This is a genomic window from Candidatus Krumholzibacteriota bacterium (assembly GCA_016931295.1).
In the GTDB taxonomy this organism is placed as follows: Bacteria; Krumholzibacteriota; Krumholzibacteriia; order Krumholzibacteriales; family Krumholzibacteriaceae; genus JAFGEZ01.
This window is the reverse complement of the sequence record JAFGEZ010000002.1, coordinates 39,325-55,238: the sequence shown is the minus strand read 5'-3', so window position 1 is coordinate 55,238 and position 15,914 is coordinate 39,325. Positions and strand designations below refer to the sequence as shown.

The window sequence follows — 15,914 nt, the reverse complement described above, 5'->3', positions numbered from 1 at the left end:
CGTCTCCCGCTGGCGGCGGCTCGCCAGGGAGGCGATCCCCGTGCCCGCCGCCGTCGAGTTCGACAACGATCTCTCGGCGAGCGACACGGTGGTCGACGTGACGGCGCAGGACCGCCCGGGGCTCCTCTACCGCATCACGCGCGTGTTCGGGGAGGAGGGGCTCGACATCCGGACGGCGCTCGTCGCCACGCAGGGCGTCACGGCGGCGGATTCCTTCTACGTCCGGGACGCCGCGGGAGGCAAGTTCGCCGACGCCGCCGCGATGAAGCGGGTGCGGCGACGGCTCGTCGACGCGCTCGCCTCCTCCTGACCCGCCTGAATCTCAGAAGAGCATGGTGAAGGTCGTCTGCTCGCCGGGGCGCGACTCGACGGTGAGCTCGCCGCGGTGCAGCCGCATGATCTGCCGCGAGAGGCTCAGGCCGATCCCCGAGCCGTCCTTCCTCGTGCTGAAGAAGGGCACGAAGATCCGCTCGACGAGGTCGGGTCCGATCCCCGGTCCGTTGTCGGTGACCTGGATGTAGACGTGGCCGCGCTCGTTCTTCGCCGCCGCGATCTCCACGCGCGGGTCGGGGCGGCCGGCGATCGCCTGGACGGCGTTCAGGGCGAGGTTGATCAGCACCTGCTCGACGAGGCGCTGGTCGGCGGTGAGCTCGAGTGTCTCTGGCTTGACCGAGCGGCGGCACGAGATCCGTCCGTCTCCCGCCCCCCGCACGACGAGCGTCTCCACGCGCTCGACGAGCCCGGCGACCGGGAAGGCGTGGAACTCGGGCTTGGGGATGTGCGTGAGGTTGCGGTAGGCGTCGACGAACTGGAGCAGCCCGCGGCTCCGGTGGCGGATCGTTTTCAGGGCGTCGCGGATGTCGCCGGCGTCGTCGCCGGCCGCCGCGGCGAGGCGCCCGTCGTCGGCGGCGAGGAAGCCTTCCAGGGTGGAGGCGAGCGACTCGATCGGCGTGATCGAGTTCTTGATCTCGTGCGTGAAGACGCGGACGAGGTTCTGCCAGGCCGCCATCTCGCGCTCGTCGAGCTCCGGGCTGATGTTCTGGAAGGAGGCGAGGGTGACGACCCGCCGCCGCATCCTGAGCCGCGTGAGGAAGACGGAGATCTGGAGCATGCGGCCGCCGATCGTCGCCGTGACGAGATCGCGTTCCCCCGGGCGCAGCGCCTCGAGGCGAGCGCGGAGCGGCGGGGAGATCCGCGCGAGATCGTCGATGGAGGCGAGGCGGGGCACGTCGAAAAGCCGCTTCGCCGCGGTGTTGACGAGCTCGATCGTCCCGTCGTCGCGCCATGCGACGAGGCCGATCCCCACGTGCTGGACGACGGAGTTGAGGTAGCGGGCCTGCTCCTCTCGCTGGAGGCTGATCTCGCGGAAGCGAGCGATCACCGCGGTGAAGGCGGCGCGGAGCTCGTCGAAGGAGGGGCCGCCCGGGCCCCGCTCGAAGCCGATCGAGAAATCGGAGAACTCGATCGACTCGAGAAACCGCGCGAGATCGCGGTTGGTCCGCTCGATTGACGCGACGAGCGACCAGGCCTGGAGCACGAGGACGAGCGCGGCGAGGGCCGTGGTGGCCGGCAGCGAGGCGCGGAGGAGCAGGAAGAGGAGAAGGCCGGCGTTGAAACACAGGAGCGCGATCCGCACGAGCATGCGCAGCCGGAAATCCCTAGAGGTCATATCGCTCCAGCCTGCGATAGAGGGCCGCCCTGCTCAGCCCGAGCTCGCGGGCCACGCGGCTCACGTTGCCGCCGAACCGGGTCATCGCCTTGCGGATGACCGTCTTCTCGATCTCCTCGAGATCGTAGGAGTCGATCGCCAGCCCGTCGCCCTCCCGCTCGGCGGCGGGGAAGAGGAAGTCCCCCGGGCCGAGCGACGACCCGGACCCCATGATGACGGCCCGCTCGACGGCGTGCTGGAGCTCGCGGACGTTCCCCGGCCACCGGTACCGCTGGAGCTTCCGGATCGTCCCCGCGCCGACGTGCAGCTGCGGGCGGCGGTACTTGCGCGCGTAGCCCGCGAGGAAGTGGTCGACGAGGAGCGGGATGTCGTCGGGACGCTCGCGGAGCGGCGGGATCCGGATCTCGACGGTGTTGATCCGGTAGAGGAGGTCCTGGCGGAAGCGGCCCTCGCCGACCATCCGGCCGAGATCCATGTTCGTCGCGCTGATGAGCCGGATGTCGACGTCGCGCGGCGTGTTCGAGCCGACGCGGGTCACGCGGCGGTTCTGGAGGGCCGTGAGGATCTTTGCCTGGAGGTCGAGGGGAAGGTTGCCGATCTCGTCGAGGAAGAGCGTGCCCCCCGAGGCGATCTCGAAGCGGCCCGGCCGGTGCTCGCGCGCGTCGGTGAAGGCGCCCCGCACGTGGCCGAAAAGCTCGCTCTCGAAGAGCGATCCGCTCAAGGCGCCCATGTCCACCTTGACGAAGGCCTCGGCGGCGCGTGGCGAGCGGCGGTGCACGGCGCGGGCGACGAGCTCCTTGCCCGTGCCGTTCTCGCCGGTGACGAGGACGTTCGCGTCGGTCACGGCGACCTTCTCGACGATCTCGAAGACCTGCTGCATCGGCGGGGAGGTGCCGATGAAGTCGTGGAAGGGCTGGTCGAGATCGTCGCTGAGCTGCCGCTGCCGGAAGCGGAGATTGTCCAGCTCCCGCCGCGACTGGCTCAGGCGGAGCGCCGCGTTCACCGTCGCCAAAAGCTTCTCGTTCTGCCACGGCTTGACGATGAAATCGCTCGCGCCCTCCTTGATCGCCCGCACGGCCATGTCGACGTCGGCGTAGGCCGTGATGAGGATCACGCTTGTCGAGGGGTCGATTTCCAGTATACGCTCGAGCCAGTGGAACCCCTCCCGGCCGCTCGTCACGTCGCGGGTGAAGTTCATGTCGAGCAGGACGGCGTCGAAGCGGCCGGCGCGCAGGAGGGCGGGGATCTTCTCGGGATCGCTCTCCCCCTGGACGGACGCCACGTGCTGGCGGAGGAAGAGGCGCGCGGCGAACAGGACGTCCTCGTCGTCGTCGACGATCAGGATCGAGCCGTATCTGCGTGACATCGGGGTCCTTTCGCCGAGTGTCCGTTCCCGGGCGATGATAGCCGATCCGGCCGCGGCCGAACAGGGTTTTTTCCGCCGTCGAGCGGGAAGCCCTGCAGGTTTCGTTCCGGGCCGGGCGCCGGCCGGCGAACAGGCAACTGGATGACAGGCACCCGGTTGCGCGGGCAGCAGTGACGGCGGGGGCGGCCGGTGCGCCGGCGGGTGTCCGCATGCGGACACCTCCTGTCGCGGAGCCGGACACCTCCCCGGGGGGGCATTCGGGCGTATCCGTCTGCCAGGGGGGAAGATAGGCGGCAGGCACGGTCCTTGAACCCGCTGTTCCGCGCGGGGGGCGATCGAAGGAAGGCAATGGACAGGATCATCGAGAAGAACCGCCGGACGCCGGCCCGGATCGCGGCGATCGTCGCGGCCGCGGTCGTTCTCGTCGTCGCCTGGCGACTCGTCGTGTCGACCGGCGGCGACCGGCTCGACGTCCCGCGCGAACGGATCACCGTCTCCACCGTCGAGCGCGGCCCCTTCCAGGAGTACGTCACCGTCCCCGGCACGGTCATCCCGATCCGGACGATCTATCTCGACGCCGTCGAGGGGGGGCGGGTCGATACCGTCTGTCTCGAGGCGGGAGCGATGGTCGCCGCGGGACAGCCGATCATGCGGCTCGCCAACACGGACCTGCTCCTCGACATCATGTACCGCGAGGCCGAGCTCTTCCAGCAGAGCAACAACCTCCGGAACACGCGGCTCGCGATGGCGCAGAACGAGCTGGCCCTCCGCACGGAGCTCCACGAGCTGGACTACCGCATCAAGGAGAGCCGGCGGGGCTACGAGAGCCGGCGCGAGCTGGCGGCGCGCGGGCTCGTGCCGGAGCAGGAGTACGAGTCGGCCCGCGACGAGTACGAGTACCTCGTCGGACGCCGGCTGCTCACCCTCCGGACGCACGCGCAGGACAGCCTCTTCCGCGCCGTCCAGGTGGGCCAGATCGAGGCCTCGCTCGCGCGGATGGAGGCGAATCTCGACGTCGTCAGGAAGAATCTCGACAACCTCGTCATCCGCGCGCCCGTCTCCGGCCATCTCACCTCCCTGAACGCGGCGGCCGGCGAGTCGAAATCGCGGGGAGAGCGGCTCGGCCAGATCGACGTCCTCGACGGCTTCAAGATCCGGCTCGCCGTCGAGGAATACTACATCCAGCGGGTGGACATCGCCCGGCGGGGCGCCGTCGACATCGGCGGCGAGCGGTTCGGCCTGCTCGTGCAGAAGGTCTATCCCGAGGTCGTCGACGGGAGATTCGAGGTGGACATGACCTTCGAGGGGGCCGAGCCCCCGGCGATCAGGCGCGGGCAGACGGTGCGCGTGCGGATCGAGCTCGGCGACGTCTCCGAAGCGGTCCTCCTCCCCCGGGGGAGCTTCAGCCAGAAGACCGGCGGCCGCTGGGTGTTCCTCCTCGACGAGAACAACGCCTCGGCGAAACGGCGGTTCGTCACGCTCGGGATGCAGAATCCCGACTTCTACGAGGTGATCGCGGGGCTCGAGCCGGGCGACCGCGTCGTCACCTCGGCCTACGATGCCTTCGGGGACGCCGACGTCCTCGTCCTGCGGAACTGAGCGGGTCGCCCGCGGGCGGCCACCGGGTGTGCACGGCGGAGAGAGGAGAGAGGGACGCGATGATCAGGACAGAGCATCTCGAGAAGGTCTTCAGGACGGAGGAGGTCGAGACGACCGCCCTCAACGATGTCGGCATCGAGATCGAGGAGGGGGAGTTCGTGGCGGTCATGGGGCCGTCCGGCTGCGGCAAATCCACTCTCCTCAACGTCCTCGGCCTGCTCGACAGCCCGACCGCCGGCAGGTACTTCCTCTTCGGCGAGGAGGTCTCGAACCTGTCGGAGCGGCAGCGGGCCGCGGTGAGAAAGCACAACATCGGGTTCGTCTTCCAGAGCTTCAACCTGATCGACGAGCTGACGATCTTCGAGAACGTCGAGCTGCCGCTCCTCTATCTCGGCGTCGGCGCGCGGGAGCGGCGGGGGCGGGTCGAGGAAGTGATGGCCCGGCTCGAGATCATGCCGCGGCGCAATCATTTTCCCCAGCAGCTCTCCGGCGGCCAGCAGCAGCGGGCCGCGCTCGCCCGCGCGGTCATCGCCCGGCCGCGGCTCATCCTCGCGGACGAGCCGACGGGCAATCTCGATTCGTCGCACGGAGACGAGGTGATGAGTCTGCTCGCCGGGCTCAACGAGGACGGCACCACGATCGTCATGGTGACGCATTCGCCGACGTATGCCGAGTACGCGCGGCGGGTCGTCCACCTGATCGACGGCGCGGTGGTGACGGAGAACATCGCGGGCACGCCGCTCGCGTGAGCGACCGCCGCGCGGGCGGCGGGAAGGGACGGACGTCATGCCGGAAAAGCCGCTCATCCGGATGCGGGGCATCGAGAAAAGCCACCGTCACGGTCCGCTCACCGCCTGGGTGCTGCGCGGCATCGACCTCGACGTCGATCGCGGCGAGTTCGTGACGATCATGGGCCCCTCCGGCGCCGGCAAGACGACGCTCCTCAACATCATCGGCATGCTCGACTCGCCCACCGGCGGCGAGTACCGGTTTCTCGGCGAGCCGATCCAGGATCTCGGCGCGAGGGAACGCGCCGACCTCTACCGGGCGCACGTCGGATTCATCTTCCAGAGCTACCATCTCATCGACGACCTCACCGTCCGCGAAAACATCGAGATGCCCCTGCTCTACATGAAGACGCCGAAAACGGAGCGCGAAAAGCGGGTCCGGGACATGCTCGCACGATTCGGCCTCGCCGGCAGGGAGAGCCTCTGCCCGGGCCAGCTCTCCGGCGGCCAGCAGCAGCGCGCCGGCGTGGCGCGCGCCGTCGTGGCCGATCCCGACCTCCTCCTCGCCGACGAGCCGACGGGCAACCTCCACACGGAGGAGAGCGAGGAGATCATGGAGCTCTTCGCCAAGCTCAACCGGGGAGGGACGACCATCGTCCAGGCGACGCACTCGGAGAAGAACGCCTCGTACGGGAGCCGCGTCGTCCACCTCAAGGACGGGTGGATCGTCGCAGACGAACAGAACTGACGGACGGCGGTGGGGCGCCGCCGGGGAGGGCCCGGTTCCCGCGGGCCGCGAGCCGGCGGCGGCCTCCATCGCGGGCGGCGCGGGCCTGCGGCGGCTCCGTTTCCACGGGCCGCGGCGACGAGGAGACGCGATGCTGCGACACGATCTCTCCTGTACGCTTCGCGACATCGCGAGGAACCGGCTGTACGCGATCGTCACGGTCGCCGGGCTCGCCGTGGGGATCGCGAGCAGCCTGCTCATCTTCGTCTGGATCGTGGGGGAGTTCTCCTACGACCGCTTCCACGAGAAGGGCGACCACATCCACCGCATCCTCGCCGAGGACGATCGCGACGACACGGCGGCCGTCTACTGGGCCACATCCATTCCGCTGGCTTCCGCCCTGCGCGGCGTGCAGGGCGTCGCCGACGCCACCGCGCTGCGGCCCTTCACCCTCGTCGCCGTGCGGGGCGGCGGCCGGTTCGGCTTCGAGCGGCGATTCGTCTTCACCGACGAGGCCTTTCTCCGCGTCTTCTCCTTCCCCCTCCTGCGCGGCGACCCGGCGACGGCCCTGTCGCGGCGGGATGCCGTGGTGCTCACGGCCTCGGCGGCCGCCCGGTACTTCGGCGACGAGGATCCCGTCGGACGCCTGATCGAGGTGAACGACGGGAACTGGTTCATCGTCACCGGCGTGGCGGCCGATCCGCCAGCGAACTCCAGCATCCGCTTCTCCTTTCTCGCCCGTCTCGAGAACATCCCGTCCTTCTATCCGTTCATGGAGATCGACACGGAATCATGGGACGTCCATTCCGTGATGACCTTCGTCCTCCTCGAGGAGGGGGCCGACCGCGAGGCGGTCGACGCCTCGGTGCGGAACTTCCTCGGCGGGCGCGTCTCCTCGTTCGCGGCCGCCCTCCGGCTGCAGCCCCTCCGCGACGTGCATCTCCGCTCGGCGCGCCTCTCGGGCGTTTCCCTTCCGTGGCGCGGCGATATCCGCTTCGTCGCCCTCTTCGCGGGGATCGGCCTCTTCATCCTCCTGCTCGCCTGCGTGAACGCGGTGAACCTCGCCACGGCCCGCGCCGGCCAGCGCCTCCGCTCGATCGCGCTCCGCAAGGCGGCCGGCGCGGCCGGCGCGGATATCCTCCGGCTCCTTTCGACGGAGGCGGTCGTGCTCACCGTGATCGCCGGCGCCCTCGCAGCGGTGGCGGTGGAGCTTTTCTTGCCCCGATTCGGCCGCATCGCCGGCGTCGAGCCCGCGTTCGACGGGACGGCAGCGCCGTGGTTCGCCCTCCTCGCCGCCACGGCCGTCGCCACGGCCGTCGCCGTCGCCGGCGTGCTCCCCGTCGTCGCGCTGGCCCGCGACGATCCGGCGGCGATCCTCCACGGGCGGACGGTGGCGGGGCGAAGCGGCGCCCGAATGCGGCGGATCCTCGTCGTCGCGCAGTTCGCGATCGCCATCTCCCTGCTCGTCGCAACGGCCACCGTCTCCAGGCAGATCGACTACATCCTCGGCTGCGACCCGGGATTCGACACCGAGCGGCTCTACACCGCGCCGATCGACCGGGGCACGGCCGGGCGATTCGACGACGTGCGCCGCCGGCTTCTCGCCGACCCGGCCGTCGAGGCCGTCGCCGCCGCCTCGAACGATCCGGTCGTCATGTCCCATTACACGACGGGCGCCTTCTCCCTCGAGGGAAGAACCGATCCCCTCCCGGTGCTCATCTCCTACCTGTCGGCGAGCCCCTCCTTCCTCGACCTGATCGGCGTCCAAATCCTGGAGGGCTCGATCTACGGGGCCGATACGGCCGCGGCGGTCGTCAACGAGGAGGGGGCGCGGCGCATGGCGCCGGCGGAGGCGGTCGGGACGCGGTTCGATCTCTTCTGGCCGGGGCGGATCGTGGGGGTCTGCGCCGACTTCCATTTCGAGAGCTTCCACCACCGGATCCGGCCCCTCCTGCTGATGCCCGTTTCCGCACACTACAAGCATCTCTACATCCGGCTCTCCCCGGCGACCGACGCCCTCGACCGCCTGCGCGTTGCCTGGGAGGAGGCGGTCCCGGGAGCCCCCCTCGAGATCAGGCCGGTCGAAGAGGCCCTCGGCGACCGCTACGTCGGGGAACGCCGGCTGCGGCGAGTCTTCGCGTGGTTTTCCGGCCTCGCCGTCTTCCTCTCCTGTCTCGGTCTCTTCGGCCTCGCCTCCTTCACGGCGGAGCGGCGGACGAAGGAGATCGGCATCCGCAAGGCGGTCGGGGCGTCGCGGGCGCGGATCGTCATGATGCTCTCGGCCGAGTTCGCGCGGCTCGTCCTTTTCGCCTCCCTCGTGGCCTGGCCCGTCTCGTGGCTGCTCATGCGCCGCTGGCTCGGCGGCTTCGCGTACGCGACACCGCTGGAGCCGGCTGTCTTCATCGGGGCGAGCGGCCTCGCCGTCCTCGTCGCGATCCTCTCGGTCTGCGCGCAGGCGCTTCGCGCCGCCTCCGTCGAGCCGGCGCGGGCGCTGCGCTGCGAGTGACGGCACTGTCCGTCAGCGGACAGGCGGTGTGCCGTCGCCGGACACGCGCGACCCGCGAAGATATCACCAAGACATTGTATAACAAGGCATTACAAGTGTGGCACGCGTGTTGATAGTCTTCCCGGCGGGTGGTGGGGGCGCGGATCGAAACAAACCGGTCTGCAACTCCCCGGGGGCGGGGCGGCTCGCCCCGCCGGGGCGGAGGAGGTCACGCCGGACAGCGGCGGAAGGGAAGAACGGTGAATTATCCGTGGAACAAAGAGGGGCCGATTCGCATATTACAGACAGGGACCCCATCCCTTCCCCGCCGGCACCCGCCGGAGACGCATTCGGGCGTGGACATTCCGTATTGGACGGTGAGCGCAAGCGCAATGACCCACCTCACCTCCAGCCGCTCGGGCGTCGGCAGGCACTCCCCGGTCGACGCCTCCATCCACGCCCGATTTTTTTATGCCCGCGGCCCGGCTCCCCGGAGCGGGGCGCCGCGGGCCGACGTCCCGATATGGCATGTTTGCGGACCGGGTGCGGCCGAAAATGGGTTGAAGGTGAATGGATGCGCCAGTCCAGGTGATCCGGTGCCCGCCGTCAGCGGCGACGCCCGGAGACCATGAATCCGTGGCCGCGCCCGGCCCCGCGTTTCTCTTCCGCTCCGTAATCTCCCGGCAAACGACCGGCCCGGCGGGCGATGACCCCCGTCACGTCACGCGCGAGAGATAGCGTTCGAAGACGGCCCGGACGTCCGCGCGGGCGCCGTCGAGCCACCGAACGAACGCCGTCCCGCCCGTTCCCGCGAATCGCTCGAGGTAGCCATCCATGAAGGCCTCCCGCCCGGCCAGGGGCGGGTAGGGGATGCCGTGGAGCGCGGCGGCGTGCTGCACGAGCCAGAAGCGGTCGAGCGCGTCGACGAGGATCGTCCGCTCCGCCGCTTCGAGGAGCCCCGCGTCGACGAGGCGGCCGAGCGCCGCGTCGACCGTGCCCGGCGCCGATGCCGGGTCGACGAGGAGGCGCGCTCCCGCGGCGATGAAGTGGATGTCGTAGAGCCCTCCCGGCGCGTGCTTGACGTCGCGCGGGCCGGCGGCGAGCGACTCGAGTCGGCGACGCTCCCCGCGGAAACGGTCGGCGAGGCCGGGCCGGAACCGGTCGATGTCGAGCATGCCGGGGAGGGCGGTGGCGAAGGCCGCCCCGGTCGCCGCCCGGCCGCAGACGAAGCGGCACCGGGTGAAGGCGACCAATTCCCAGAGAGAGGCCCGCCCGGCGAAATAGCGCCGGTACCGCCCGATCGTCTGGACGAGCGGCGCGCCGCCGCCCTCGCCGCGCAGGCGGGCGTCGACCTGGCCGACGCCGGCGCGGGAGGCGAGATCGATGAGTTGCCGGACCGCCACGACTCCCGCCTGCGGGTCGCCGCCGTCGCCGATGACCGGGACGATGTCGAGGTCGCTGCCCGCCCGGACGTCGCAGGCACCGAGCGAGCCGAGCGCGAAGAGCGCGATCCCCGCCTCGTCGCCGCCCGCCTCCCCGAAGAGGGCGCCGAGCGCGGCCTCGACGATCGCCGTCAGCCGCGGGGCGATGCGGCGCCGCCCGGCGCCGGGCGGCGGGGCCTTGCAGTGCAGGAAGAGCGTCGATTCGGCTCGCCAGCGCGCGACCGTCCCGGCGTCGCCGCCGGACGGGGCGGGCGGCGGTCCCGCGCCGGCGGCGAGGCGGTCGAGCAGCTCGATCCGGTTGGCGAGCAGGTCGGAGAGGTCGGTCGAGAGGGCGGCGACGGCGAGGAACAGCCGCAAAAGGTCGCCGCCGCGGCCGAGCAGCTCGAGCGTGGTGCGGACCGCCCCGGTGGCCTTGACGATCCGGACGAGGTTGCGGAGGGTGAGCGACGGGTCGGGGGTGGCGCCGACCGCCTCGAGGACGGCGGGAAGGTGACGGACGGCGGCGGCGAGCGTGCCGGGCCCCTCGAGCCGGGGAAAGTCCCCGTAGACGAGCGAGTCGATGAACCGGCGCGCGCTCTCCCCCTCGGCGATCCCGTAGCGCGAGAGGAGGAGGAGGGCGGCCTCCTCGCCGGGGGGCAGCGAGAGGAGGAGCGGGATCTCCTCCCCGGCGCCCGCGGGGAAGAATCCCTCGAAGATTCCCCGCACCCGCTCGATCGAGCTGCCCAGCGCCGCGCTGAAACCGGCGGGGGCGGGCAACCGGGCGAGCCCGCTGTAGGCGACGCGCCCGCCGAGGCGGGCGAGTTCCTCCCCGCCGGCGGGGAGCCGGTGGGTGCGCGATCCCCTGAAAAGCTGGAGCCGGTGCTCGACCGTCCGGAAGAGCCGGTAGGCGTCAGCGAGCGTATCGTGGACGCCCGGCGCGAGGAGGCCGTGCTCTTCGAGGCGCGCCAGGGCGTCGAGCGTGTTCGTGCCGCGGACGTCGGGGCGGTGCCGGCCGTACACGAGCTGGAGGGCCTGCACGAGGAACTCGATGTCGCGGATGCCGCCGGGCATCCGCTTGATGTCGTCGGTTCGGCGCTCCGGGGAGAGCAGGCGCAGCCCGCGCTCGCGCATCGCCAGGATGTCGCCGAGCGGCACGGGCTCGGCGAGCGGGTTGAAGACGACGCGCTCGCAGTTGCCGAGGAAGGCGGCGCCCGTTTCGCGGTCTCCCGCCGAGACGCGCGCCTTGAGCAGCGCCTGCCGCTCCCAGAAGCGCGCCCGCCCCTGGAGGTAGCCGAGATGCTCGCCGGTCGAGACGGCGACGGGGCCGCTCTCGCCGTCGGGCCGCAGGCGGAGATCGACGCGGTAGAGGATCCCCTCCTCGGTCTTTTCGGCGAGGATCGCCGTCAGCCGGCGGGCGAGGTCAGTCGCCCGGCCGCGGTCGACGAGGTTCGCGTCGTAGACGTAGAGCAGGTCGATGTCGGAGGAGTAGTTGAGCTCCAGGCCGCCGAGCTTGCCGAGCGAGACGACGGCGAATCCCTCCGGCGGCGGATCGGGCTGCGTTGCGTCGGCGCCGCTCTCCGCTCCGGGCCGACCGCCGCCGGCCGCCTCGGCGGCCGCCTCGCCGCCGGCGATGAGGAGCGCGGCCTCGATGACGGCGTCGGCGAGGATGCCGAGCTCCCGGGCGACCGTCTCGACGCCGGCGAGGCCGAGGAGGTCGCGCGTGCCGATCCGGAGGATCTCGCGGCGCTGGATACGTTTCAGGCTGTTGATCCGGCGCCGCTCGTCGCGGAAGGGCCGGAGCTGCGCGGCCAGCTCCCGGCGGATGGCGTTCGCCTCCGTCTTTCGCTCGATCGTCCGCCGCTCGATGAGCCACCACAGGTATCCCGGGTTGCGGATGGCGATGTCGGCCAGCCAGTAGCTCGAGGAGAAGAGCCGCACGAGCATCGGGCAGAGGGGACGCCCGAACAGGGGGGAGGCGAGGAGCGCGGAGGGATCGATCGCCGCGTCGGCGAGACGCGCGACGTTGAGGAAGGCCATGTCCGGATCGGGAGAAGCGGCGATGTCGTCGAAGAGGATCGCGACCCGGTCGGCCGCCGGGTCGGCGGCGGCGCGCAGGCGGCGCCAGAGGGCGGCCGCCTTCGGCGGATCGGCGAATCCCGCCGACTGGAAGATTCGCGCGGCGTCGGCGTCCCTGTCGGGATCGAGCAGCAGTCGGACGATGTCCGGTGTCGTCTTCATCGCGAAAGGCCGCTTGCGCGGCCCGGGTTATTTGCGGTACGCTCTCTTCCGGCGGGCATGCGCAGCGTATCACCGCCCGGGGCCGGAAGGCCAGCGTTTCCGACGGACGCGAGGAGGACCGATGAAGAAGGTCGAGGCCTTTATCAGGCCCTTCAAACTCGACGAGGTGAAGGACGCCCTCACCGAGGCGGGAGTCACCGGCATGAGCATCACCGAGGCCAAGGGATTCGGCCGCCAGAAGGGTCACACGGAGCTCTATCGCGGCTCGGAGTACCAGGTGGATTTCCTGCCCAAGGTGAAGGTCGAGACGGTCGTCCGCGACGAGGACGTCGACCGCGTCGTCGAGGCGATCGTGGCCGCCGCCCGGACGGGACAGGTCGGCGACGGCAAGATCTTCGTCTCGCCGGTCGAGGACATCGTGCGCGTCAGGACCGGCGAGAGCGGCGAGGAGGCGCTCTAGCCCGGATGGACGAACTCTACCTCGGCATCGAGACCTCCTGCGACGACACCTCCTGCGCGCTCTATTCCCCCGACGGCGGCGTCGCGGTCCACCGGACGGCGGCCCAGCTCGATCACGACCTCTACGGCGGCGTCGTTCCCGAGATCGCCTCCCGCTCGCACATGCGCGCGCTGCTCCCGCTCTGGGAGCGGGTCATGGCGGAGGGGGGCGTCGAGCCCGGCAGCCTCGCCGGGATAGGCGTCACGAACGGCCCCGGCCTGGTGGGATCCCTCCTCGTCGGGCTCTCCTTCGCGAAGGGGCTCGCCTACGGCGCCAACCTGCCGCTCGTCGGCATCCACCACATCGAGGGCCATATCCTGGCGAACGCGCTCGAGGGCCCCTTCGAGACGCCGGCGACCGTCCTCGTCGTCTCCGGCGGCCACACCCAGCTCTTCCACGTGGAGCGCATCGGTTCCTACGAGCTCCTCGGCGGCACCCGCGACGACGCGGCGGGCGAGGCCTTCGACAAGATCGGCAAGCTCCTCGGGCTTCCCTGGCCCGGCGGCCCCGCCATCGACCGGGCGGCGGCGGCGGGCGACCGGGCGGCCTTCGATTTTCCGCGGGCCCTCCGCAATACGGGACGCTGCGACTTCTCCTTCTCGGGGCTGAAGACGGCCGTCCGCCTGAAGGTCGACGCCCTCGGACGCCTCGACGACGCACTCGTCGCCGACGTCGCCGCCTCGGCGCAGGAGGCGATCGTGGACATCCTCGTCGAGAAGACGCTCCTCGCCGAAACGCTCCGGCCGACCGGGCGCGTCTGCATCGCCGGCGGCGTCGCCGCGAACTCGCGGCTGCGCGAGGCGATGAGCGGACGCGCGGAGGCCGGGGGCGTCGCCGTCTCCTGGCCGCCGGCCGCCTATTGCACGGACAACGCCGCCATGATCGCCTGCGCCGCCGCGCACCATCTGCGCGCCGGGCGGCATGACGGCCTCGACCTCAACACCTTCCCCCGCGGCCGGCTCTTCTCCTGGGCTTGACGGCCCGCCCGCCCCGAACCGGCATTTTTCGCCTCGTTCTTTCTCCCCGCCCGCGCCGGGAGCCGCACACGCCGCATGCCGTTCTGCACGAACCCGCCCCGGCGCACCGGGCGGCGTGACGCTGTCCGCGCAACCCGTCAGGCACGCAACATGCTGGCGTACATGGGAATATGAAATCGGATTGCCCCCGCCCCCTGGCGGCGGGCCCCGTTCCGGGGCTTGGCACAGTAATTGCGAAAACCCCGATGCGCCATAACGCTTCGTGTGCGGCCGACATGCAACCGGATGCAGGACGAGGTTCGACCGATGACCGACCGAGACAGCTGCGACGCGTACAAGATCCTCGTCGTAGACGACGAGGAGCACATCCGCCGCATCCTCCAGTTCCAGCTCGAGAAGAACGGCTACCGGGTCGTCACCGCGGAAAACGGCGAGGAGGCCCTGCAGCTCGTCAGGCGGGAGCAGCCCGACCTCATCATCCTCGACCTGATGATGCCCAAGATCGACGGCTTCGAGGTCTGCCGCCGCATCCGCCAGGATTTCCAGACCTGCCAGATCCCCGTCATCATGCTGACGGCGAAGAGCGATCTGCCCGACAAGATCAAGGGGCTCAAGGACGGAGCGAACGACTACCTGATCAAGCCATACTCCAACGAGGAGATGCTGCTGCGCGTCGGCAACGTCATCGACTGGAGCAAGCAGCAGAAGGAGGCCAACCCGCTCACCGGCTTCGCGGGCAACCGGGCGATCGAGAAGGAGCTGCTGCACCGGATCGAGCGGAAGGAAGCCTACGCGTTCCTCTACATGGACATCGACAATTTCAAGGCGTACAACGATTACTACGGTTACCAGAAGGGTGACGAATCGATCCTGTTCCTCGCCGACATCATCACCGAGTCGGTCAATTCACTCGGCGGATCGAACGACTTCGTCGGACACATCGGCGGAGACGATTTCGTCATCATCACCTCTCCCGCCCGGGCGGAGTTCATCGCCCGCCACATCATCGACGAGTTCGACAAGGGCTCGCTGGTCCTCATGAAGGAGCAGGACATCCGGCGCGGCTACCTCGAGGTCCGCAACCGGCTGGGAGAGATAAAGCGCGTTCCCCTCATGTCGCTGACGATCGCCATCGTCATGGACGAAGGCCAGCGCCTCAAGCACTTCGCTCAGGTCAGCGACATCGCTTCCGAGCTCAAGTCCTTCGGCAAGGGGATGTCCGGGAGCATCGTGGTCCGCGAACGCCGCAAGATCCAGGCGGCCTCCGAGACGGTCGAGAACTGAGCGGAGGGCCGGGCGGCGGACGGACGGGGGGGAGATTGTTCGGGCGCGGCCGGCCCCGAAGCCGGCGACGCCGGAGGAGCAGCGGTGGTCCGAGCGACTGATACGGAGACTCCGCGGCGACCGGAGACGCAGGAGCACGAGGCCGAGATCCTCGAGCTCCGGCGCACGATCGACCGCTATCGCGCCGTATTCGAGTCGGCGTGTCTCGTCGTCGGTCACGAGTTCATCCGGCCGCTCACGTCGATCAGCGGGTATCTGCAGCTCGTCGAGGAGATCGGGGGGGTGGACGGCGACGAGCGGGCCGAGCGCTACTTCAGCAAGATCCGCGCGGCGATCGCCCGGATGGAGGAGCTGATCGAGTCCTTCGTCCGCATGCTCCGCGCCGAGAGCGGCGACGGCTCGCAGCCGGAACTGGACGTCGTCGACCTGCACGCGCTCGTCGACCGGGTGCGCGGGCGGATCGGCTCCGGCGCTGCCAACGTGCGGAACCGGGTCGATCCCGCGCTGCCGCCCCTGTACGTGGCGCGCGAGGCGATCGAGGTCGTCATCGAGAACCTGCTGTCGAACGCCCTCAAGTACGGCGGGGACGACGTGCCGGTCACGGTCGCCGCCGAGATGCGCATGGAGCGGCGGGGCGGGATCGGGGGGCGCGTCCTGATCGTCCGCGTGATCGACGGCGGCCCGGGGATCCCGCCGGAGGACATGCGGGAGATCTTCAATCCCTTCTACCGCGGCGCGGCGCGCAGCGGGGAAGAGGGACTCGGACTCGGCCTCGCGCTGGTGAAGAACGTGGTCGAGATGATGGGCGGCGCGGTCAACATCGACAGCGAGCCCGGGCGGGGCACGACGGTGTCCTTCGACGTGCCGGTGCCGGAGCGGTCGCCGTCGGCGACCGACCGCATCGGATAGACGGATGGAGCG

General features: G+C 70.3%; 12 protein-coding genes. 9 read left to right on the top strand and 3 right to left on the bottom strand.

Translation table 11 applies throughout. From position 1 onward, the window contains the following. A partial coding sequence (locus JW876_01200) for an ACT domain-containing protein (GenBank protein ID MBN1884123.1) occupies positions 1-310 on the top strand: 310 nt, incomplete at its 5' end. Positions 311-322: 12 nt separating this feature from the next. On the opposite strand, the gene JW876_01195 is transcribed toward JW876_01200, so the two are convergent. Both JW876_01195 and JW876_01190 read right to left on the bottom strand, forming a co-directional pair. Then, positions 323-1,669, bottom strand: a complete 1,347-nt coding sequence (locus JW876_01195; GenBank protein ID MBN1884122.1) for an ATP-binding protein — start codon at positions 1,667-1,669, stop codon at positions 323-325. Next, complete coding sequence (locus JW876_01190; protein ID MBN1884121.1) at positions 1,659-3,035, bottom strand: sigma-54-dependent Fis family transcriptional regulator; 1,377 nt, start codon at positions 3,033-3,035, stop codon at positions 1,659-1,661. Before JW876_01190 ends, JW876_01195 begins: the two co-directional genes overlap by 11 nt. 348 nt (positions 3,036-3,383) lie before the next feature. On the opposite strand from JW876_01190, the gene JW876_01185 reads away from it, so the two are divergent. From JW876_01185 to JW876_01170, 4 genes are all read left to right on the top strand, one after another. Then, positions 3,384-4,634, top strand: coding sequence for an HlyD family efflux transporter periplasmic adaptor subunit (locus JW876_01185; protein ID MBN1884120.1), 1,251 nt, complete (start codon positions 3,384-3,386; stop codon positions 4,632-4,634). Between the two features lie 59 nt (positions 4,635-4,693). Beyond that, positions 4,694-5,383, top strand: coding sequence for an ABC transporter ATP-binding protein (locus JW876_01180; GenBank protein ID MBN1884119.1), 690 nt, complete (start codon positions 4,694-4,696; stop codon positions 5,381-5,383). 37 nt (positions 5,384-5,420) lie between these two features. Continuing rightward, positions 5,421-6,110 carry an ABC transporter ATP-binding protein gene (locus JW876_01175; protein MBN1884118.1) on the top strand — a complete coding sequence of 230 codons (690 nt, stop codon included), beginning with the start codon at positions 5,421-5,423 and terminating at the stop codon, positions 6,108-6,110. Between the two features lie 130 nt (positions 6,111-6,240). Then, the gene (locus tag JW876_01170; GenBank protein ID MBN1884117.1) at positions 6,241-8,595 is read left to right on the top strand and encodes an ABC transporter permease; all 2,355 of its coding nucleotides are present in this window, start codon (positions 6,241-6,243) and stop codon (positions 8,593-8,595) included. A gap of 695 nt (positions 8,596-9,290) precedes the next feature. Here the strand turns inward: JW876_01170 and JW876_01165 are convergent. Continuing rightward, positions 9,291-12,233: a hypothetical protein gene (locus JW876_01165; GenBank protein MBN1884116.1), complete on the bottom strand. Its 2,943-nt coding sequence runs from the start codon at positions 12,231-12,233 to the stop codon at positions 9,291-9,293. Between the two features lie 121 nt (positions 12,234-12,354). On the opposite strand from JW876_01165, the gene JW876_01160 reads away from it, so the two are divergent. The 4 genes from JW876_01160 to JW876_01145 all read left to right on the top strand — a co-directional run bounded on the left by JW876_01160 (position 12,355) and on the right by JW876_01145 (position 15,902). Then, positions 12,355-12,693: a P-II family nitrogen regulator gene (locus tag JW876_01160; protein MBN1884115.1), complete on the top strand. Its 339-nt coding sequence runs from the start codon at positions 12,355-12,357 to the stop codon at positions 12,691-12,693. A gap of 5 nt (positions 12,694-12,698) precedes the next feature. Beyond that, the gene (gene tsaD, locus JW876_01155; protein MBN1884114.1) at positions 12,699-13,709 is read left to right on the top strand and encodes a tRNA (adenosine(37)-N6)-threonylcarbamoyltransferase complex transferase subunit TsaD; all 1,011 of its coding nucleotides are present in this window, start codon (positions 12,699-12,701) and stop codon (positions 13,707-13,709) included. Positions 13,710-14,015: 306 nt separating this feature from the next. After that, entirely contained in the window at positions 14,016-14,993 is a 978-nt protein-coding gene (locus JW876_01150) for a response regulator (GenBank protein ID MBN1884113.1), read from the top strand. An 84-nt stretch (positions 14,994-15,077) separates the two neighbouring features. Next, entirely contained in the window at positions 15,078-15,902 is an 825-nt protein-coding gene (locus JW876_01145; protein ID MBN1884112.1) for a HAMP domain-containing histidine kinase, read from the top strand. Positions 15,903-15,914 lie beyond the last annotated feature (12 nt).

What these genes read in the sequence shown, in the direction of transcription:
- JW876_01195 (MBN1884122.1), bottom strand. Translation starts at nt 1,669, where the DNA reads ATGACCTCTAGGGATTTCCGGCTGCGCATGCTCGTGCGGATCGCGCTC.
- JW876_01190 (MBN1884121.1), bottom strand. Translation starts at nt 3,035, where the DNA reads ATGTCACGCAGATACGGCTCGATCCTGATCGTCGACGACGACGAGGAC.
- JW876_01185 (MBN1884120.1), top strand. Translation starts at nt 3,384, where the DNA reads ATGGACAGGATCATCGAGAAGAACCGCCGGACGCCGGCCCGGATCGCG.
- JW876_01180 (MBN1884119.1), top strand. Translation starts at nt 4,694, where the DNA reads ATGATCAGGACAGAGCATCTCGAGAAGGTCTTCAGGACGGAGGAGGTC.
- JW876_01175 (MBN1884118.1), top strand. Translation starts at nt 5,421, where the DNA reads ATGCCGGAAAAGCCGCTCATCCGGATGCGGGGCATCGAGAAAAGCCAC.
- JW876_01170 (MBN1884117.1), top strand. Translation starts at nt 6,241, where the DNA reads ATGCTGCGACACGATCTCTCCTGTACGCTTCGCGACATCGCGAGGAAC.
- JW876_01165 (MBN1884116.1), bottom strand. Translation starts at nt 12,233, where the DNA reads ATGAAGACGACACCGGACATCGTCCGACTGCTGCTCGATCCCGACAGG.
- JW876_01160 (MBN1884115.1), top strand. Translation starts at nt 12,355, where the DNA reads ATGAAGAAGGTCGAGGCCTTTATCAGGCCCTTCAAACTCGACGAGGTG.
- tsaD (MBN1884114.1), top strand. Translation starts at nt 12,699, where the DNA reads ATGGACGAACTCTACCTCGGCATCGAGACCTCCTGCGACGACACCTCC.
- JW876_01150 (MBN1884113.1), top strand. Translation starts at nt 14,016, where the DNA reads ATGACCGACCGAGACAGCTGCGACGCGTACAAGATCCTCGTCGTAGAC.